Raw genomic sequence first — 18,240 nt, forward strand, 5'->3', positions numbered from 1 at the left:
GGCTCATGGGGTGATCTCTTGCCCGCCGATGTACGCGGCCCGTACGACATCGGCGGACAGCGCGTCCAGCGCCTCGCGCAGGGGTGCGCGGAGCAGACACAGGTCGGCCGCCGCGCCCACCCTCAACTTCCGTACGTGGGCGGGGTATTGCGCGCGACCGAGGAAGAGCCGCAGCGCGTTTTGAGGCTCGGTGCCCTCCCCGTCCTCCCGGGTGACCGCGGCCCGCATCACCGCCCACGGGTCGTGGGTGCCGTACGGCGCGTCGGTGCCGGCGGCGAGCGGGACGCCCGCCTCGGCCAGGGTGCGGCAGCGGTAGAGGTGGGCCCGGTCGTCGGCGTGGACATCGGCGGCGTACTCGCGGCCGCGCTCCACCGGGAAGTGCGGCTGGGTCACCACCGTCACGCCCAGCCGCCGGATCCAGGGGATCGTCTCCACCGGGATCACCGATCCATGCTCGATACGGTCGCCCGCGACCGGGTCCGCCTCGTCGAGGGCGAGCAGGGTCACAAGCAGCTGTACGCGGGTGACGCAGTGCACGGCGACCGGCCGGGGGCGTATCCCGGCCACCGTGGCCGCCAGGTCGGCGGGGGCCGGCAGGGTCGGGTCGTCGAGCACGATCTTCACCGGGGCGTCGACACCCGTATTCGCCGGGGCTTCGACGCCCATGACGACGAGCCGCTGCGGCAGCACCGACAGCGTCCGGGCCAGTCCGGGGGCGGGGTTCGGGTCGGCGTTGGTGAACCCGGTGACGCCGAGACGCGCGGCCCGTCGGCCCACGCGCTCCAGATCGAGCCGAACGGGCGGTACGGAGTCTCGCAGCCGCTCGTCCTCCCGCCACAACCGCCCGTCGCCGGCGTCGTCCAGCCCCGCCGCCCGCAGTGCCGGGCTGTTGAGGAACCACATGGCCCCGCTGCGGTGCTGCACCCGGACCGGCCGGTCGGGAACGAGGGCGTCCAGCGTCCGGCGGTCGAGCTCTCCCGCGACGCTCTCGTGGTAGCCGACGGCCCGCACCCACTGTCCGGGCGCCCCGCCCCGCAGCGCCTGGGCAAGCCTGTCGCGTCCGCGTACGTCGGCGGGGCCGACGCGGACGGAGGCGGCGTCGGCGGCCAGGGCGGCCAGGTGGACATGGTGGTCGTGCAGGCCCGGCAGCAGTGCCCCGCCCCGCCCGGCCACGCACTCCTCCCCCGCCAGCCGGTGCCCGATCTCGGCGATCCGCCCGTCCGCGCCGACGCGGACGTCCACTCCGGTGCGGCCCTCGACCTCGACGTCCCGGATCAGCACGGCCGTACGCGGGAGTCGGCGAGCGCGGCGGCGCAGGCCGCCATGGACACGCACAGCAACTCCCCGCCCCCGGCGGCGAGGGAGCGGGCGACGGCGTGGGCGGCGTACAGTCCGGTCACGGGATCGGCGAGCGCGTCGCCGAGGAACACGGGGTTGCCCCGTGCGTCCAGGCCGGTCAGGGCGCCCGCGACCGCCGCGTCGTCGCCGAAGGCGATCCGGCCGTCATCGCGGCCGTATCCGGTGATCCCCACCCAGACCCGGCCGGGACGCGCGGCCAGGAACTCCTCGGCGTGCACCCCGAGCCGTCTGAGGGCCCTCGGCCGCGAGGCTTCGATGACGATGTCGGCCTCGGAGACGACTTCGGCGAGCGCGCCGGAGGCGAAGTCCAGCACCAGGTGCCCGTGCCCGTCGTGCAGCCGGCAGTAGAACTCCGGCTGTCCGGACCGTGCCCCGTCAGGCCGTCCCGTACTCTCCACCTTCGTCACATGCGCCCCGGCCAGCCCCAGCAGCTGCGCGCACAGCGGCCCGGCCCACAGCGCGGACAGGTCGACGACGCGCAGGCCCGCGAGCGGGCGCGGCCGTCGCTCCCCGTGGAGCCGGGTGCGTACGGGGGCACGGTTGTCGCTGCCGTCCGATCCGAGTGCGGCCGCCGCGATGCCCACCGTCTGTGCGCTGCGGGCGAGTTGGCGGGCCGTGGTCTTCCGGGCGGCCGTGGGCAGGTCGGTGTCCGGTGCCGTCCGCTGCCGGTCGCCGAGGAGGGCGAGCAGGGCCGGGAGGGCGGTGTGGTCGTCCGGGCGGGCCAGGTTGACGGCGGCCCAGCCGTCGGCGGTTTCGAGGAGCCGACAGGTGCCGTTCGCCGACGTACGGCCCGGCGGCGTGAATCCGGCCAGGTGTGCACGGAGGAAGAGCGCGGTGGGCAGGTCGACGGGGACGCCGGTGCGGTCGGTCAGGTCCGCCACGACCGCGCGGAGCGGGCCGAGAAAGGGGTCCGCGTCGGCCATCCAGCGGCTGATGTGGCCGATCGTGACGTCGAGAGCGGCGTTCTTCATTCAGAAAACCCTCTTCTCTTCCAGCGTGACGCAAGATTACACTCCGGTGGTCATGGAATCGCCGTTCCGCCTGGTCGACCTCGACCTCAACCGCTCGACATCGCCACCACCCGGCCGGGACCGGGTACTGGTGGGCATGGCGGCACAGCCGAAGGCCGTCACCGGGGAGTTCGACGTCCTGCTGACCGCCGCCCCCGGCGCGCCACGGCCCTGGGTGTCGTGCCCGGATCCCCACGCCACCGCCCGGCGCCTCCGAGACAACGTCACCCGGCAACCCGCCGCCTGTATCGCCCTGGTCCAGGTGCTCCGCATGGGCGCCGTACTCCCGCCACCCGACCGGCTGCTGGTCGAATCCCTCGCCTACTCGACCCTCCAGGGCGGCGCCGGCTTCCGCGCCTGGCTCGCCTCAGCCCGCCGCCGCCCTCCCCGTCCCGCCACCGAGCCGGTCCGACTCCGGCGGGACGGCGACCGTCTGGCCGTCGCACTGGACCGCCCCTGGGTACGCAACGCCGTCGACGCGGCCACGCGTGACGCCCTGTGCGAGGCCCTGGAGGTCGCGGTGGCCGACCCGTCGATCGCCGGGGTCGATCTGCATGGCCGCGGGCCTGCGTTCTGCGGCGGGGGCGACCTCGCCGAGTTCGGCACCGCACGGGATCCCGCCGAGGCACACCGGGTGCGCGTACACCGCAGCCCGGCGGCTCTGCTCCAGCGGTGCGGGCCCAAGGTGACCGCCCATCTGCACGGCGCGTGCGTGGGAGCGGGCATCGAGCTGGCGGCGTTCGCGGGGCGTGTCCTGGCGGCTCCGGACACCGTGATCCGCCTGCCAGAAACGGGCATGGGCCTGATCCCGGGCGCCGGGGGAACAGCGAGCCTCCCGCCCCGTATCGGCCGGGAACGCACCGCCTACCTCGCCCTGTCCCGCACCCCTCTCACGGCCGTCGAGGCACTGCGCTGGGGCCTGGTCGACGAGACCATCGACGCCTCTCCGGCTGGACCGCGGGCCTCAGGTGCCCTTCGCTGACGGAGGCTCGGACTCGGGTTCAGGCTCAGGCTCGGCGAAGGCGCCCGCGGCTGCGGCGAGGACGGCGGTTCTGGCCGCGTGGCGGGGCAGTTGCGGGTCGTGTGGTGTGCGGAGGAGCACCAGCTGGTGGTACAGCGGCGCGGTGGCGGCGATGAGCAGCCGCCGGGCGTCGGTTCCCGGCGGGATGTCGCCGCGCCGGACGGCACGGCTGACGACGATCTCGCAGCGGGCGTACCGGTCCTCCCAGAGCCGCTGTTGGGCCTCGGCGGCTTTCTCCGAGCGGAACGAGGCGGCGATCAGCGCCGCCATGATCGGCGGCTGTGCGGCCATGGCTGTCTGGATCTCCTGGTTCAGCGCTGTCAGGTCGCCTTCCAGTGACCCGGTGTCCGGTGGCCGCCAGTCGTCGTCGCTCGCCGCGTCCAGAACGTCGGCGAGCAGGCCGCCGACATCCCCCCAGCGCCGGTACACCGTGGTGCGGTGCACGCCGGAGCGGGCGGCGACGGCGTCCATGGTGAGCCCGTCATAACCGTGTTCGCCGAGCTCCGCGCGGACCGCGTCGAGCACCTGCGTACGGACACGGGCGGTGCGGCCCCCGGGACGGCGTCGGGTCGGCGGCGGCCGGGTGTCTTCCGGTTCTGGTTCTGGTTCTGGTTCTGAGTCTGTGGGAGTGATCACTGGAAGTCCGTTTGCTCAGGGGACAGCCTTGTGGCAGCATCTTAATGCATCAGTTGTCGCACTAGTGGAGTGATCAATGCTCTTCCAAAGCGTTCGCCCGGCCGCGCGGCCCTCGACAGCCGCCTCCTCGTTCTCGAATGCTTTGGAGTCTCCGTATGCCTACACAGATCACCGCGCTCGCCGTCAGCAAGTCCTTCAACGGCAGGCTCGTTCTTGACTCGGTGACCTGCTCGCTCGCCGCGGGCGAGCGCACCGGGATCATCGGTGAGAACGGGTCAGGCAAGACCACCTTGCTGCGCCTGCTCGCCGGGCGTGAACGGCCCGATCAGGGCGAAGTCGTCGTCCAGGCCACCGGCGGCGTCGGCTATCTCGCCCAGAACGAGCGGATGGAGCCGCAGACCACCGTCCAGCAGATCATCGACCGGGCCCTGAGCGAGCTACGCACCGTCGAGCGGCGAATGCGCCGTCTGGAGGCCGCGATGGCCGACGGCGACGAGTCGGGCATGGCCGAATACGGCGAGCTGATGACGGTCTTCGAACTGCGCGGCGGCTACGACGCCGACGCCCGGGTGGAACGCGCTCTGCACGGTCTCGGCCTGGGTCTTGTGGGCCGTGACCGTACGGTGGGCAGCCTGTCCGGCGGAGAGCGGGTCAGATTGCGGCTGGCCGCCGTACTGGCGGCCGCGCCGGAGGTGCTGCTGCTCGACGAGCCGACCAACCATCTCGACGACGCCGCCCTGAGCTGGCTGGAAGAACACCTGCGCACCCGGCGGGGCACCACGGTGACGGTCTCCCACGACCGGGTCTTCCTCGAACGTGTCGCCACCAGCCTGCTGGAGGTGGACGCCGACCGGCGCCGCGTCGTCCGATACGGCAACGGCTACACCGGCTACCTCGCCGAGAAGGCCGCCGCCCGGCAGCGCTGGGCCCAGGCGTACGACCAGTGGCGGGCCGACATCGACCGGCTCCGCGAGGCCGCCGCGACCACCGCCCGCCAGGTGGCCCCCGGCCGACCGATGAAGGACGGCAACAAGATGGCCTACGACCGGGCGGCCGGCCGGGTGCAGCAGTCGCTGGCCGGCCGGGTGCGCAACGCCGAGGAACGGCTGCGCCGCCTCCTCGCCGACCCGGTCCCGCCCCCGCCGGAGCCGCTGCGCTTCACCCCCGTACTGCGGGCCCGCCGTCTGCAGGGCGCCGTACTCGACGCCGTCGACATCGCCGTCACGGACCGGCTCGACCGCACGAGCGTCACCGTCAAGGCGGGCGAGCGCCTGCTGGTCACGGGGCCGAACGGAGCGGGCAAGAGCACCCTGCTCCGCGTACTGGCCGGGGACGTCACCCCCGACAGCGGAAGCGTCACCCGCCGCGCCAGGGTCGGCTACCTCCCCCAGGAGCCGCGGCCCGGGAAGCCGGACGAGACCGTGCTGGCCGCCTTCGCCCGTGGACGGGCGGGAGAGCCCGCCGGACATGCCGAACGGCTGCTGTCCCTCGGCCTGTTCGACCGCGAACAGCTCACGGTGCCGGTCGGCCGGCTGTCCACCGGGCAGCTGCAGCGTCTCGCCCTGGCGCGACTGCTCAGTGAGCCGTCAGACGTCCTGTTGCTCGACGAACCCACCAACCATTTGTCGCCCGCCCTCGTCGAGGAGCTGGAAACCGCTCTGACCGGGTACGACGGCACCCTCGTCATCGTCAGCCACGATCGTCGGCTGCGCCGGCGCTGGCAGGGCACCCACCTGGCCATGCGGCCGACTCCGACGTCCGCCGCCAGGGCCTGAGGTCCACCGGACCCGCGGACACCCCTTCGGAAAGGAAGCGATTCGTCATGCCATCTGTCCCCGCCGACCCGACCGTCGTACATCCGATGCCCGAGCAGCCGCGGGTGGTGCTGTTGAAGCCGCTGATCACCTCGCCGCTGATCGAGGTCGGAGAGTTCTCCTACTACGACGATCCCGATGACCCGACCGCCTTCGAGACCCGCAACGTGCTGTACCACTACGGGCCGGAAAAGCTGGTCATCGGGAAGTTCTGCGCGCTGGGCGAGGGCGTGCGGTTCATCATGAACGGCGCCAACCACCGCATGGACGGCCCCTCGACGTTCCCCTTCCCCATCATGGGCGGCTCCTGGGCCGAGCACTTCGACCTCATCGCCGACCTGCCCGGACGGGGTGACACCGTGGTGGGCCATGACGTCTGGTTCGGGTACCGGGCCATGGTGATGCCCGGCGTCCGTATCGGCCACGGAGCGATCATCGCTTCCGGCTCGGTCGTCGTCGACGACGTCCCCGACTACGGGATCGTCGGCGGCAACCCCGCCCGTCTCATCCGCCGCCGCCACAGCGACGAGGACATCAACCGCCTCCTGACCGTGGCCTGGTGGGACTGGCCGCGCCAGCACATCACCGAACACATCCGCACGATCATGTCCGGCAGCGTCGACGACCTGGAGAACGCGGCGCCCGGGCACACACCGCCCGACAGGTCGACGGACCGCTGAACCGTCGCACGACCGGCTCCGCGGACGACCGGCCCTGCGGACGTCGGCATCGGCATCGGCAATCCATCCACGCTCCTGCGCCAAGAATCGAGCTGTCAGCATGCCTGCTTCGCCCCACCACAACCCGTTCGCCGACTGGCTTCGCGCCCATGCCGTCCCCCTCACCCACCTCGACCCCGATGCGCCGCTCGACGACCTGGAGCCGCTGCGCGCCATCATCGGCGAGGCCCGCGTCGTCGCGATCGGCGAAAGCTCCCACTTCATCAACGAGTTCGCCGTCCTGCGCGAGCGCATCCTGCGGTTCCTGGTCGAACGCTGCGGCTTCACCGTCCTGGCCTTCGAATACGGCTTCGGCGAAGGGTTCCTCCTCGACGCATGGGCCCAGGGCGAGGGGACGGACGACGACCTGACGGCCCACCTCGCCGCAACGATCCCCGTCGGAGTCGATGAGCCACTGCGCTGGATGCGCCGGCACAACCGCACACCCTCACCACCGGTGCGTTTCGCCGGTATCGACATCCCGGCGGCCGGTGGGTCCCTGCTTCCCGCCCTGGCCCCGGTCGCCGACTACCTATGCCACATCGATCCCGAAGCCCTGCCGATGGTCCAGACGGCGATGCGGATCGCCGAAACGTTCGCCGGTGGCTCCGCGGCCGACGCCGCGCCCGCGTGGGCCCGCCTCGCCACCGCCGAACAGGACACCCTCAGCGCGACCCTGATGCGCCTGCTCATCCGCTTCCGCTCCGTAGAACCGCTGTACGTCTCCCGCGGCGACCAGCAGAGCTACGACATCGCTTTGCGACGCCTCGAAGGCGCCTGCCGCGGCGACTACACCTTCCGCGCCATGGCCGGCCTCTTCGCCGGCAAGGGGCTGACCGCCGACACCTCGGCCCGGGACGTCTACATGGCCGAGTCGGTCCTCTGGCACCTGGAGCGCTTCGAGCCCGGCACGCGCGTGGTGCTGGCGGCTCACAACGCCCATATCCAGAAGACATCGGTCTCCTTCGACGGCCACCTCACGGGGCTCCCGATGGGACAGCACCTGCACCGAGCGCTCGGCGACGAGTACGTCGCCCTCGGCCTGACAAGCACCACCGGAGACACCGCGGACATGCGCCGCGACGAGAACGCACGCTTCGGTTTCGCCATCGACGCCACCGCGCTTGAGCCGCCCGAGCCGGGAAGCATCGAGGCCGCCTTCGCCGATGCCGAACTCGGGCTCAGCATCGCCGACCTCCACCAGGCACGCCCGGAAGCCCACGACAGCGCCGCCGTTGCCCAGGGCCCCGACCGCATCCGGATACAGAGCGCCTACCTGCACACCCCCATCCTCGAGGCGTTCGACGCCATCCTCAACACCCCGACCTCCACGGTGGCCGGGGGGTGATCGTTGGACTCTCCCACCGTGGGAGAGTCCACCATGGTGGCGTACAAAACGAAGGACCCGGCTGATCATCCCCACCCAGGAAAGCACGGCATGACCACGGTGATAGACATTGATGCCCGCCGTACGCAGCACTGCGAGACGACGGCTCTCGGGGTGCTGTTGCGGCACCAGGGACTCGATCTGTCCGAGCCCATGCTCTTCGGCCTCGGTTCCGGTCTGTCCTTCATCTACTGGGACAGCAAGAACATGGGCTTCCCCTTCCTCGGAGGACGGGTCAGGCCCTTCGACCTCACCACAAACCTGGCCACCCGGCTCGGGCTGGAACTCCTGGTCCAGGAGACCGCCTCCCCCCGCAAGGCATGGCAGAACGTGGTGTCCTCCATCGACGCCGGCCACCCCGTCGGACTTCAGCTCGACAGCTACCACCTGGACTATTTCGCCTCGAAGGTGCACTTCGGCGGTCATGTCGTCGCCATGTACGGCTACGACGACCGCGACGCCTATCTGATGGACACCGACCAGCAGGGCGGAACGGTATCCACCGGCCTGACCAGCCTTGCCCAGGCCAGGGCCGCGCGCGGCCCGATGACCGCCAAACACCGGTCCTTCACCCTCACCGTCCCGAGCGACCTGCCCTCCCCACAGAGCCAGATCATTCCCGCCATCACCGCCTGCGCCGACGCCTTCCTCCACCCGCCCATCGCCAACCTCGGCCACCGAGGCATCGAAAAGACCGGCAAGCTGGTACGCACATGGCTCCAGCGGACCGACAACCCACAGCGGGACCTGCCGCAGGCCGCCCTCTTGATGGAGAAGGCGGGCACGGGCGGCGCCCTGTTCCGTAACCTCTACCGCGACTTCCTCGCCGAATGCGCCCAACACCTCGACAGCAGCCACCTGCGCACCGGCCACGAGCTGTACGCCGAGGCAGCCACCCTGTGGACGGAAGTCGCAGCACTGATCACAAAAGCCGGTGAATCAGGCGATGCGCAGTGCCTCGTACAGGCGGGCACCGTCCTCCGCGATCTTTCACGCATCGAGCGCGAGGCCATGCATACGCTGAGCCGCCTGGGGCAGTAAGAGTGCCTCGGGCGGGACGTGGGTCACTATCCGCCCGAGCAGGACCGCCGTCGCCGACTCCCCCAAGGCCGGTCAGGTGACCGCCGCTCGTGCCCGGTGCCTGCGGACGGCGTCACGGTTGGCGCAGCGCTGTGAGCAGTAGCGCTGTCGTCCGGTGCGCGAGGTGTCGGCGAAGGCCGTATCGCACTCGGTCACCTCGCAGCGCCGCAGCCGCTGCATGCCCCGGCCCGCCAGATGCAGTGCGGTGCCGACCGCGAACAGCGTGAACAGTACGGAGCCGAGCGGCTGTTCCGCATCCCGGTAGTGCAGATGCCAGCCCGTACCGGAGTGGGAGGTCAGCCGGGGGTAGGCGGCGGCCTCGGCCAGCATCCGGTTCAGCAGCTCGGCGCGCTCCTGCTCCCCGGCGGCGTCGACGACCCGCTCCCAGGCGTTCAGTGCGGTCTGGGCGCGGTCGAGGTCGTCCTCCGTCACCGGGCACTCCAGTGTGAGCCCGGCGGCGCGGCAGCGGTCTGCCAGCTCATCCGCGCTCTCGGGCCGGCGGTTGGCAAGGTCCGCGGCCAGGTTCACCGCGTCCTCGCCGTAAGGGTTGAGCCGCATCAGACCATTACAGCAGTGTGGCCGGCATGACACAAGAAACCGCCGGACGCGCCAGATCCCAGGCCCCCGACCCGTGGCGTTATCGCTGGATCGTGCTGGGCATCGCCACCTTCACCCAGGCCGCGTCCGGCTTCTTCGTGGGCGGCATCGGAGCGCTCGGCGTCCACCTTCAGCGCGCCCTGGACCTGAGCACGGCGCAGCTGGGTCTGCTGGTCTCGGCGGCCCAACTCGTGCCGCTGGCCGGGCTGCTGGTGGCCGGCGAACTGCTGGACCGCTACAACGAGCGCTGGGTGGTCGGGATCGGGGCCGGCGTGGTCGCGCTGGCTCTGGGCGCGGGGAGCCTGGCGCCGGGATACGCGGCCCTGCTGGGCCTCTGCTGGTGGTCGGCGCGGGATACAGCACCGTCCAGCCGGGCGGGAGCAAGTCGGTGGCGTCCTGGTTCGACGCGTCACAGCGGGGCTTCGCGATGGGTATCCGGCAGGCCGGGCTGCCCCTGGGTGCGGCGCTCGCCTCGGCCGTACTCCCGCTCGTCGCGGAGGAGTTCGGCTGGCGGGCGACGCTGCTGACCAGTGGCTTCGTCGCTCTGTTCGGAGCCGCGCTCTTCATGGGCTGCTACCGTCGGCCGCCCGTACGTCCCGCACCGCCCGCACCGCCCGCACCGACGCAGGGCAAGGAGCCGTCGGACTCGCTCGCGGCGCAGCTCCGTGCCCGGCTGCGCATGCTCCGTGAACCGTCCACGGTGAAGATCATGCTGTCGGGGACCAGTCTGATCTCGGTGCAGTGCGGCGTGGGCATCCTGACGGTGCTCCACCTCCACCAGGCGTCATCGGTGGGCGCCGGGCGGGCGGCCCTGACCCTGGTGGCGTCCCAGGGTGCGGGCGTTGCGGGTCGGATCTGCCTGGCGGCCTGGAGCGACCGGAGCGGGACCGGGCGCTATGCCATCGTGCTGGTCTGCATGGTCGCCGTGATCGCCGGGCTGGCCGTGCTGATGACACCGGCCGGACGGACACCGGTCGTCGCTTCCATCGTCTTCGTCTGGCTGGGCTTCTTCGGTTTCGGCTGGTACGGCCCATGGGTCGCCTACGTCACCGAGGCGGCCCCACCGGGCAAGACCGGCTTCGCCCTGGGCCTGGCCATGTCCGTCAACCAGATCGCCATCGTCACGGTGCCGCCCACGCTCGGCCTGCTGGTCGACCTCACCGGCAGCTTCACCCCGGCCTGGGCACTGTTGTCCCTGCTGACCGCCGTCGCCCTGGCGGTCACGGCCAACGCGGAACGCCGCAGCCGCTGACCCGGGCGCCTCCCCAACGGCTACCGGGGAGGCGCTGCGAGATTCAGGAAGTGGCGCGCGGCCGAGGCGGGGGAACTTTCGTCCCAGCGGCCCGCGGCCGCGGTCTCGGTGACGAAGTTCTCGAAGGTCCTGGGCCGCCGGCCGAGGGCTCGCTCCACGTCGTCGGAGAGCGCGGCCCCCGAGCCGTTGCCGATGGCCACGAGGAGTTCGGTGAACAGTCGTGCGACATCGGGTGAGACACCTGCGGTGATCTGGCGCTCGCTGAAGGCATCTGGGGCGATGTCGACGTGTCGAATCGTGCGCCCGGTGGCCTTGGCGATGAGGTCGGCCGCTTCGCCGAAGCCGATCGCCCGTGGGCCGGTCAACTCGTAGATCTGGGTGTGGTGGCGGTCTTCGGTCAGCGCCGACGTGGCGACCTCGGCGATGTCCTCGGCGTCGATGAAGGGCGTGCGCCCGTCGCCGGTGGGCAGGGCCAGGGTTCCGTTGAGGATGCCGGGCGACCAGGGGCCGTCGCTGAAGTTCTGCGAGAACCAGTTGGGGCGCAGGATGGTCCAGTCGACACCGGAGCCGCGCACGGCCTGCTCGGCGGCATGCAGCGGGTGGCCGTCCTCGCCGGCGCGCGGGGCGGACAGCAGCACCAACCGCCGCACACCCGCGGCCACCGCCTCGGTCACGAACCGGGGGATGCGCGCCTGGCGGTCCGCGTTCATCTGCAAGTTGGGCTCCACGAGGTAGGCGGCGGTGACGCCGTCGAGCGCGGGCGCCCAGCTCGTCGGGCTGTCCAGGTCGAAGGAGATATCGCCGCTGGTGCGGGACGCCGTGCGGACCGGCCGGCCGGCGGCCTTCAGGCGCCGGGCGATGCGGCTGCCGGTCTTGCCGGTGCCGCCGAGGACGAGGATGTTGTTCATGCCGTCCAGAGAACTCCACGACGTCGTAGACGTTCCATGGGAGAACGTCGTCATCACCTTTGCGATCGTCTAATCTCACCTCATGGACGTCCTCAGCGATCTGCTGCACCGGGCCCGCGCCAGGAATGCGCTGGTCAGGCAGCTGATCCAGCGTCCTCCGTGGTCGCTGACTTTCGCCGACGCCCCACCGCTCACGGTGGTGACCACGCTCGTCGGCCACGCCTCGGTACGGCTCGATGACGCGGACACCGCACCGGTACGCCTCGCCGCCGGCGATATCGCCCTCATCACCGCACCCGGCCGGTACACAATCGCCGACGCCCCTTCCACCCCACCTCAGGTCGTGATCCAGGGAGGAAAGAAACACATCATCGACGGGGACGGAGAAGCGCCGGGCACTCACTGGAGCCTGGCGCCCCGTACGTACGGCGACGGTCTGCCCGGGGCCACCATCATGCTCCGGGGCGCCTACGAACTCCGCGGCGACGTGGGCGACCGCCTGCTGGACATGCTCCCACCGCTGGCAGTCGTGCCCTCCGGCCCGCGGACCCGGGCGGCGCTGGACCTACTGGCCGCCGAGGTCGCCCACGACGAACCCGGTCAGGACGCCGTCCTCGACCGGCTGCTGGATCTTGTGCTCGTGCTGGCTTTGCGGGCATGGTGTGCCGGCTCAGAGGGGGCGCCGGCCTGGTACCAGGCGCTGGCCGATCCCGCGATCGGCGACGCGCTGCGCCTGCTGCACGAGGATCCCGCCCATCGGTGGACGGTTGCCGAATTGGCCGCCAAGGTCGGCATGTCCCGCGCCGCTTTCGCCGCACGCTTCAGAGCCCTGGCCGGCGAACCCCCGCTCACCTATCTCACCGGCTGGCGAATGACTTTGGGGGCGGACTTGCTCCGTGACACCGAGGCGACCGTCTCCGCAGTGGCCCACGAGGTGGGGTACGAGGACGCGTTCGCCTTCAGCGTGGCATTCAAGCGCGCCCGAGGCGTCAGCCCCTCGCTCTGGCGCCGCCAGATCCGCGACCAAGGCGACCCGGACGCCGCGACCGACGAGGCCATCGGCTCCCCACCGCCGTCACCGTAACGCCGAGTTCAGATCCGTCGCGGCTGCTGCGCGACTCGTACGTCGCAAGGCCGAACTCGGCGATGACTACATCGCCGGCTGCGGCGACGCCGGCACCTGCGCCGCCACCGTCGTCGCGGGAGACACCGCCTACCTCACAGACCTTCAAAGCGCCGTGCCGACGGCAAGGCGCTGATCGCACTCCAAAAGGAGAGACACCAGGGGCGGCGTTCAGGCGCGGACCAGTTCCAGTGTCTTCTTCAGGTTGTACTCGGCGATGCCGGCCATGAACGCCCGGTCGGGGAAGTCCCCGTCGAGCAGCCGCAGTGGCCCCGCCGTCAGCGAGAGCCGCTGTGCCAGCATGTAGAGCTTCAGCCGGTCCTCGTCGAGTCCGTCCACCGCCAGCGGTCGGTAGGCGTCGTGCAGGCGGATCTGCAGAAAGACGTGCTCCCACTCGACGTCGAAGTACATCGAGCCCTCGATATCGATTGCCACGGGGTCCCCGCCCGCGTCCACCAGCACATGGTCGGGCCCCAGTTCGCCGTGCACGACTGCGTACTCCGCGCGCGGCCGCACCGCGGCCGCCAGGCTCAGCAGTCGCTCCTCCAGCCGGTCGCGGGCTGCCACGATCCGGGGATCACGCGACGCCCCCTCGGCGAGGTCCCGCAGCGCACGGTCCAGGACGACTCCCTCACACGACGTCCCGCGCGACGTTCCTCCTCCGTCCACCACGGCCACCTTGCCGTACGTGGGGACCCGATGACGCCGCATGGCCTCCAGGGCTTCCCCGAGCCGGGCCATGACCGGGGCAGCCGCGTGTGGGTCGCGCGCGAGTAGTTCCTCCAGGTTCTCGCCCGGGATGTCCTCGACGATCGCGAGGTCGGCCGGACAGTGGGCGCCGTCGCGGTCGACGAGACGGATTGCCGGGACGCGGATGCCGAGTGCATCCAGCCGTGCGTGCGCGGCCTCGAACAGGCCGAGCCCGAGACCGGGCGAGAACGGGTCGGTGAGGTCGTCGTCGCCCTCGGCCGTCGGCCAGTAGTTCTCGGCGTCGTCCCACAGGTAGGCGATCGCCGTCGTCGCGTCGTCCATCACCAGGCGGTAGACGCCCTTCTTACTGCCGCCCGCCACCCGCGGGGCCGCCACCAGCCGCCGCCCGCCGCCCAGCGCGGCCCGCGCCGCACTCGCCAACTGCTCCCTCGTCACTGACCTGGGTGCCACGTTCCGAACTGCCTCTCCCCCACCACAGCCCGCGCATCCTACGGGAGCATCGGCGCGGAAGCGATGGGTTTTCCGCATCCGAGGCGCCGAGCCAGACCTCAACCCAGGCCTCGGCCGTCGATCTTGCATGCCGACCGAACGTTCGGTTAGTGTCGCCTCACGTCTGTTCCCAGTGATGAGGTGGCATATGGGCCAGCAGGATGCAGCCGGTACGGTCGGCGATGACGTCTCTTTTGCCCAAGTCGCGGACGTCATCCGCCGGTTGGCGCTCGACGAGAAGCTCAAGGAGCAAGTGCCGTCCGATCCGACGCTGGGCCCGCTGGCGCGGCGCATCGCCCGCCGGTACGTGGCCGGCGAGACGGTGGCCGAAGCGCTGGCGCAGGTTGCCGAGACCAACCAGCGCGGACATCGCGCCACCGTGGACTACATGGGTGAGAGCTGCCGCGACGCCGACCGCGCCAACGCCGCGACAGACGTTTTCGTGGACGTGAGTGAGCGCCTGGGCGCGGCCGGGCACGACTGCTCCGTCTCGCTTGACCTGTCCCACATCGGGCTCGCCATGGACGCTGGGTTGGCGCTGCGCAACGGCCGGCGGATCGCCGAGGCGACGGCCGCCGCGGGCCAGGAGATGGTCATCTCGATGGAGGGATCGGACCGCACTGATGCGGTCCTCGACATTCACGGGGCGCTGTGTGAGCAGTTCGACCACGTCGGGATCACCATTCAGGCGCGGCTGCACAGGACTGTCGACGACATGCCTGTCCTGCTCCGCCGCCCGGGGCGGATCCGGTTGGCCAAGGGATCATTCTTCGAGCCGGAGACGATCGCCTATCCACGTGGCAGCCGCGAGCTGCACGAGGCGTATCTGAGCTACGCCCAAGCCCTGGTCGACAGTGGCCACCTGTGCTCCTTCGCCACCCACGACTGGACAATGCTCGATGCGCTGGAGCCGATGCTGGCCGGCCGTGCGCACGACCAGGGCGCGCCGTGGGAGGTCGAGACCCTGCTCGGACTGGGCCCCGATCGGGTTGCCGCCATGCGGGACAAGGGCCACCCCACCCGGGAGTACATCGTCTACGGCACCGAGTGGTGGCTGTATGTGTGCAACCGGATCGCGGAAGAACCGCAACGGTTCTTCCGCGCCGTCACCGACGCCGCCGGCTGGTAGGGGCCGGTTCGGCCGAGGAGTCAGGAGATGAGCGAGCGGCCCGTGGGCGCCAGGCGCAGTGTCCGGGGGGCCGCTGTCTGTTCGCTCTCGATACCCGGCAGAAACTCCCGGGTGAGGGGGTGGTCCTGCACTTCGGCGAGGTGCCGGCGATACGCACTTTCGTCGGGGTACGAGGTGAAGACCGCGGCGACGTTCTCTCCGGTGCGGACCGGCAGCCTGGCGAACGTGTTGTGCGCCGTCTCGGTGGTCAGGACGGCGAGTGGCGCGGGTCCCGTCTTGTGGAGCACGGGGAGGAGGCCGTCCCGGATGAGTGCGATGCCGTCGGGCCGTCCGGGAGGGAAGGACCACACGGTGGCGGACACGAACCGGTCCGGTGCCGGAGCACCGGCCCGGGGCCGCTCGGGCGGGCAGACGGCGAAGCCGCTCCCGTCCGACAGGGGCCGCAGCAACAGGACATCGTCGGAGTCGACCATGGTGTCGTTGGCCTGGGGACCGTGCTCGGCCCAGACAGGTCCGCCGTAGAAGGCCGTCAGCGCACGGTGCCGTACCGTCATGTCCGGGAACCCGCGCAGCCAGACGAAGCGGTTCGGATCGTCAAGGTCCCGGAACTGGCCGAGCACGACCATCCCGGTCTCTTCCTGCGTTTCGACGAACTCCCGGTCGAACAGCTCGATGAGCTCATCACGTCGGCCGGGACGCAGCGTGTACTGGCGAAGCTCGATCACAGCTGGGCGGCCGACGAGGTCGGTGGGTGACACGGCGGAACTCCTGTTCGGTGCTCTTCTTCGGGTGTTCGGGTGTGGCTTTCCGGCCGGCCCTTCGGCCGAGCCGGATGTGCATTGACGCTAGAGGAGCCGTGTGCCAGGGGCTGTCAGGGTTTCCGGGGAGAATGCGCCCATGTCTGCGGGTCGATTGCTGTCGCTGCTGTTGTTGCTGCAATCCCGCGGCCGCATGTCCGCGCGCGGGGTCGCCGATGAGCTGGGGGTATCCATCCGGACCGCCTACCGTGACCTGGCACGGCTACAGGCCGCCGGGGTCCCGGTCTACGCGGAGCCGGGCCGCGGGGGCGGCTATCAGCTGCTCGACGGCTATCGCACCCGCCTGACCGGGATGAGTGAGGGCGAGGCACGGGCGCTGTTCTTCGCCGGACTGCCCGGGCCCGCCGCCGACCTGGGCCTCGCGGCGGAGGTGACGGCGGCCCGGCTGAAGCTGCTGGCCGCGCTGCCGACGGGACTGCGCGAGGAGGCGGCGCGGACCGCGGCGGTGTTCCACCTGGACGCTCCCGGCTGGTACCGGGAGCCCGAACAGACGCCGCAGCTGCCCTTGTTCGTCGACGCGGTGCTCACCGGGCGTGCGGTGGATGTGCGCTATCGCCGCTGGCGCGCTCCGCAGGAGGTGAATCGCCGCCTACGCCCCTATGGCCTGGTGCTCAAATCCGGAACCTGGTATTTCGTGGCCGCCGCCACGGACAGCCGGATCGCGACCTACCGGGTCGCCCAAGTCCTCGACGCGGTGCTGACCGACGAACGGTTCGACCGGCCGCAGGGATTCGACCTGGGCGCGTACTGGGCCTCCTACCTCGACGATTTCCAGGCACGCCGCTACACCGGCACCGCCACCATCCGTCTGTCCCCACAGGGACGCCGACGCCTGCCCGACAACGTCCCCCCGGAGGTGGTACGGGCCGTCGACTCCACCGCGACCGCCGTCGGCGACGACGGATGGGTCGAGGCCGTCATCCCGACCGAGAGCACCTACCACGCGTGCGGCGAACTGCTGCGGCTCGGCGTCGACGTCGAGGTCGTCGCGCCGGCCGAACTGCGCCAGGCCATGGCCACCACCGTGGGCGTACTCGCCCGGGCCTACGGACTCCGCTGACGTCAGGACGCGCGTCCGGCGGTCGTGATAGCTCCTCGGTCTGCCTGGTCAGGCAGTAAGTCGGCGGACGGCGTTCACCAGGCCGTCGACGTCCTCCCGTGTGGTCGCGAAGGAGGTGACGAAGCGGACGACTCCCGGCTCCCAGCGGTCGTGGTAGAAGGCGTAGCCCTCGGACAGGAGTCCGTCGATGACGCGCTGGGGCAGGCGGCAGAAGACGATGTTGGCCTCGACCGCGCCGGGGAAGCCGATGTCCGGCAGGGCCTTGAGTCCTTCTTGGAGGTGGGCGGCCATGGCGTTGGCGTGGGTCGCGTTGTGCAGCCACAGGTCGTCGGTCAGGTAGGCGGCGAGCTGGGCGGCGTGGAAGCGCATCTTGGAGGCGAGTTGCCCGGCGCGCTTGGCGCGGAAGGCGAGTTCGGGGGTGAGGGAGCGGTCGAAGACGACGATGGCGTCGGCGGTCATGGTGCCGTTCTTGGTGGCCCCGAAGGAAAGCACGTCGACGCCGGCCTGCCAGGTCATCTCGGCGGGGGTGCAGCCGTGGGCGGCGACGGCGCCGGCGAAGCGTGCGCCGTCCATGTGGAGGCGCAGGCCCGCTTCCTTGGCGATGGATCCGAGGGTGTGGAGTTCGTCGAGGGTGTGGACGGCGCCGGTCTCGGTGGCCTGGGTGATGCTCACCACGGAAGGCTCCACACTGTGTACGTCCCCCCGCTTGTGCCGGGCGGCCGCCCGTAGCGCCTCGGGGTCGATCTTGGCGTCGTCGCCGGGGAGCGGGACGAGCTTGGCGCCCGCGGTGTAGAACTCGGGCGCGCCGCATTCGTCGTTGTTGATGTGGCTGTCGCGGTGGCACAGCACGCTGCCCCAGGGCGGAGTGAGGGCTGCCAGGCTCAGGGCGTTGGCCGCGGAGCCGGTGGAGACGAGCAGTACGTCGACGTCACGGTCGAATATCTCGCACAGGCGGCGCCGTACGTCGGCGGTGAAGCTGTCCGCGCCGTACGGTGCGGCCGGTCCGGCGGCGGCCCGGGCCATGGCGTCGATGATCTGCGGTGCGGCCCCGGCGACGTTGTCGCTGGTGAAGGCGCGAGCGTCGGGGGTGGTCGTGCTCATGGTGTGTGCCTGACTTTCGGGGTGGT

General features: G+C 71.1%; 17 protein-coding genes and 1 pseudogene. 10 read left to right on the forward strand and 8 right to left on the reverse strand.

Annotated elements, in window-relative coordinates; all coding sequences use genetic code 11:
• Positions 1 to 3: 3 nt before the first annotated feature.
• On the reverse strand, positions 4 to 1,335 hold the full coding sequence (locus tag ACWDSL_RS18015; protein WP_450486410.1) for an amidohydrolase family protein: 1,332 nt from the start codon (positions 1,333 to 1,335) through the stop codon (positions 4 to 6).
• Positions 1,275 to 2,330, reverse strand: coding sequence for a CoA transferase (locus ACWDSL_RS18020; protein WP_450486412.1), 1,056 nt, complete (start codon positions 2,328 to 2,330; stop codon positions 1,275 to 1,277). Before ACWDSL_RS18020 ends, ACWDSL_RS18015 begins: the two co-directional genes overlap by 61 nt.
• 25 nt (positions 2,331 to 2,355) lie before the next feature.
• Here ACWDSL_RS18020 and ACWDSL_RS18025 point away from each other — a divergent pair, with 25 nt between their 5' ends.
• Entirely contained in the window at positions 2,356 to 3,351 is a 996-nt protein-coding gene (locus ACWDSL_RS18025; RefSeq protein WP_450486414.1) for an enoyl-CoA hydratase/isomerase family protein, read from the forward strand.
• Here the strand turns inward: ACWDSL_RS18025 and ACWDSL_RS18030 are convergent.
• Positions 3,334 to 4,023, reverse strand: coding sequence for a TetR/AcrR family transcriptional regulator (locus ACWDSL_RS18030; RefSeq protein WP_450486492.1), 690 nt, complete (start codon positions 4,021 to 4,023; stop codon positions 3,334 to 3,336). The two genes, ACWDSL_RS18025 and ACWDSL_RS18030, sit on opposite strands and share 18 nt — an antisense overlap.
• Before the next feature lie 158 nt (positions 4,024 to 4,181).
• Here ACWDSL_RS18030 and abc-f point away from each other — a divergent pair, with 158 nt between their 5' ends.
• From abc-f to ACWDSL_RS18050, 4 genes are all read left to right on the forward strand, one after another.
• Complete coding sequence (gene abc-f / locus ACWDSL_RS18035) at positions 4,182 to 5,801, forward strand: ribosomal protection-like ABC-F family protein (RefSeq protein ID WP_450486416.1); 1,620 nt, start codon at positions 4,182 to 4,184, stop codon at positions 5,799 to 5,801.
• A gap of 47 nt (positions 5,802 to 5,848) precedes the next feature.
• A complete protein-coding gene (locus ACWDSL_RS18040; protein WP_450486418.1) occupies positions 5,849 to 6,520 on the forward strand; it encodes a CatB-related O-acetyltransferase in 672 nt (223 codons plus the stop codon).
• A 100-nt stretch (positions 6,521 to 6,620) separates the two neighbouring features.
• Positions 6,621 to 7,907: an erythromycin esterase family protein gene (locus ACWDSL_RS18045; RefSeq protein WP_450486420.1), complete on the forward strand. Its 1,287-nt coding sequence runs from the start codon at positions 6,621 to 6,623 to the stop codon at positions 7,905 to 7,907.
• Between the two features lie 90 nt (positions 7,908 to 7,997).
• Complete coding sequence (locus ACWDSL_RS18050; protein WP_450486422.1) at positions 7,998 to 8,987, forward strand: BtrH N-terminal domain-containing protein; 990 nt, start codon at positions 7,998 to 8,000, stop codon at positions 8,985 to 8,987.
• Positions 8,988 to 9,059: 72 nt separating this feature from the next.
• Here ACWDSL_RS18050 and ACWDSL_RS18055 read toward each other — a convergent pair whose 3' ends face one another.
• Complete coding sequence (locus ACWDSL_RS18055) at positions 9,060 to 9,584, reverse strand: CGNR zinc finger domain-containing protein (protein ID WP_450486424.1); 525 nt, start codon at positions 9,582 to 9,584, stop codon at positions 9,060 to 9,062.
• Between the two features lie 26 nt (positions 9,585 to 9,610).
• On the opposite strand from ACWDSL_RS18055, the pseudogene ACWDSL_RS18060 reads away from it, so the two are divergent.
• A pseudogene (locus ACWDSL_RS18060) lies at positions 9,611 to 9,892 on the forward strand (MFS transporter); the annotation flags it as partial.
• 119 nt (positions 9,893 to 10,011) lie between these two features.
• Entirely contained in the window at positions 10,012 to 10,875 is an 864-nt protein-coding gene (locus tag ACWDSL_RS18065) for an MFS transporter (RefSeq protein WP_450486426.1), read from the forward strand.
• Between the two features lie 20 nt (positions 10,876 to 10,895).
• Here the strand turns inward: ACWDSL_RS18065 and ACWDSL_RS18070 are convergent, their stop codons facing one another.
• Positions 10,896 to 11,783 carry an NAD(P)H-binding protein gene (locus ACWDSL_RS18070; protein WP_450486428.1) on the reverse strand — a complete coding sequence of 296 codons (888 nt, stop codon included), beginning with the start codon at positions 11,781 to 11,783 and terminating at the stop codon, positions 10,896 to 10,898.
• A gap of 82 nt (positions 11,784 to 11,865) precedes the next feature.
• Here ACWDSL_RS18070 and ACWDSL_RS18075 point away from each other — a divergent pair, with 82 nt between their 5' ends.
• On the forward strand, positions 11,866 to 12,867 hold the full coding sequence (locus ACWDSL_RS18075) for an AraC family transcriptional regulator (RefSeq protein ID WP_450486430.1): 1,002 nt from the start codon (positions 11,866 to 11,868) through the stop codon (positions 12,865 to 12,867).
• A 210-nt stretch (positions 12,868 to 13,077) separates the two neighbouring features.
• Here the strand turns inward: ACWDSL_RS18075 and ACWDSL_RS18080 are convergent, their stop codons facing one another.
• On the reverse strand, positions 13,078 to 14,052 hold the full coding sequence (locus ACWDSL_RS18080; RefSeq protein WP_450486494.1) for a phosphotransferase family protein: 975 nt from the start codon (positions 14,050 to 14,052) through the stop codon (positions 13,078 to 13,080).
• Between the two features lie 202 nt (positions 14,053 to 14,254).
• On the opposite strand from ACWDSL_RS18080, the gene ACWDSL_RS18085 reads away from it, so the two are divergent.
• Positions 14,255 to 15,235: a proline dehydrogenase family protein gene (locus ACWDSL_RS18085; protein WP_450486432.1), complete on the forward strand. Its 981-nt coding sequence runs from the start codon at positions 14,255 to 14,257 to the stop codon at positions 15,233 to 15,235.
• 20 nt (positions 15,236 to 15,255) lie between these two features.
• Here ACWDSL_RS18085 and ACWDSL_RS18090 read toward each other — a convergent pair whose 3' ends face one another.
• A complete protein-coding gene (locus ACWDSL_RS18090; RefSeq protein ID WP_450486434.1) occupies positions 15,256 to 15,993 on the reverse strand; it encodes an NIPSNAP family protein in 738 nt (245 codons plus the stop codon).
• Between the two features lie 139 nt (positions 15,994 to 16,132).
• On the opposite strand from ACWDSL_RS18090, the gene ACWDSL_RS18095 reads away from it, so the two are divergent.
• Positions 16,133 to 17,113: a helix-turn-helix transcriptional regulator gene (locus tag ACWDSL_RS18095; protein ID WP_450486436.1), complete on the forward strand. Its 981-nt coding sequence runs from the start codon at positions 16,133 to 16,135 to the stop codon at positions 17,111 to 17,113.
• Between the two features lie 48 nt (positions 17,114 to 17,161).
• Here ACWDSL_RS18095 and ACWDSL_RS18100 read toward each other — a convergent pair whose 3' ends face one another.
• Positions 17,162 to 18,214, reverse strand: coding sequence for a threonine aldolase family protein (locus ACWDSL_RS18100; RefSeq protein WP_450486438.1), 1,053 nt, complete (start codon positions 18,212 to 18,214; stop codon positions 17,162 to 17,164).
• Positions 18,215 to 18,240: the final 26 nt, after the last annotated feature.

This window comes from Streptomyces sp. NPDC000941 (assembly GCF_053599555.1).

Coding starts and splice junctions, on each gene's coding strand:
- ACWDSL_RS18045 (WP_450486420.1), top strand. CDS start 6,621: ATGCCTGCTTCGCCCCACCACAACCCGTTCGCCGACTGGCTTCGCGCC.
- ACWDSL_RS18100 (WP_450486438.1), bottom strand. CDS start 18,214: ATGAGCACGACCACCCCCGACGCTCGCGCCTTCACCAGCGACAACGTC.
- ACWDSL_RS18070 (WP_450486428.1), bottom strand. CDS start 11,783: ATGAACAACATCCTCGTCCTCGGCGGCACCGGCAAGACCGGCAGCCGC.
- abc-f (WP_450486416.1), top strand. CDS start 4,182: ATGCCTACACAGATCACCGCGCTCGCCGTCAGCAAGTCCTTCAACGGC.
- ACWDSL_RS18050 (WP_450486422.1), top strand. CDS start 7,998: ATGACCACGGTGATAGACATTGATGCCCGCCGTACGCAGCACTGCGAG.
- ACWDSL_RS18095 (WP_450486436.1), top strand. CDS start 16,133: ATGTCTGCGGGTCGATTGCTGTCGCTGCTGTTGTTGCTGCAATCCCGC.
- ACWDSL_RS18020 (WP_450486412.1), bottom strand. CDS start 2,330: ATGAAGAACGCCGCTCTCGACGTCACGATCGGCCACATCAGCCGCTGG.
- ACWDSL_RS18040 (WP_450486418.1), top strand. CDS start 5,849: ATGCCATCTGTCCCCGCCGACCCGACCGTCGTACATCCGATGCCCGAG.
- ACWDSL_RS18055 (WP_450486424.1), bottom strand. CDS start 9,584: ATGCGGCTCAACCCTTACGGCGAGGACGCGGTGAACCTGGCCGCGGAC.
- ACWDSL_RS18085 (WP_450486432.1), top strand. CDS start 14,255: ATGGGCCAGCAGGATGCAGCCGGTACGGTCGGCGATGACGTCTCTTTT.
- ACWDSL_RS18075 (WP_450486430.1), top strand. CDS start 11,866: ATGGACGTCCTCAGCGATCTGCTGCACCGGGCCCGCGCCAGGAATGCG.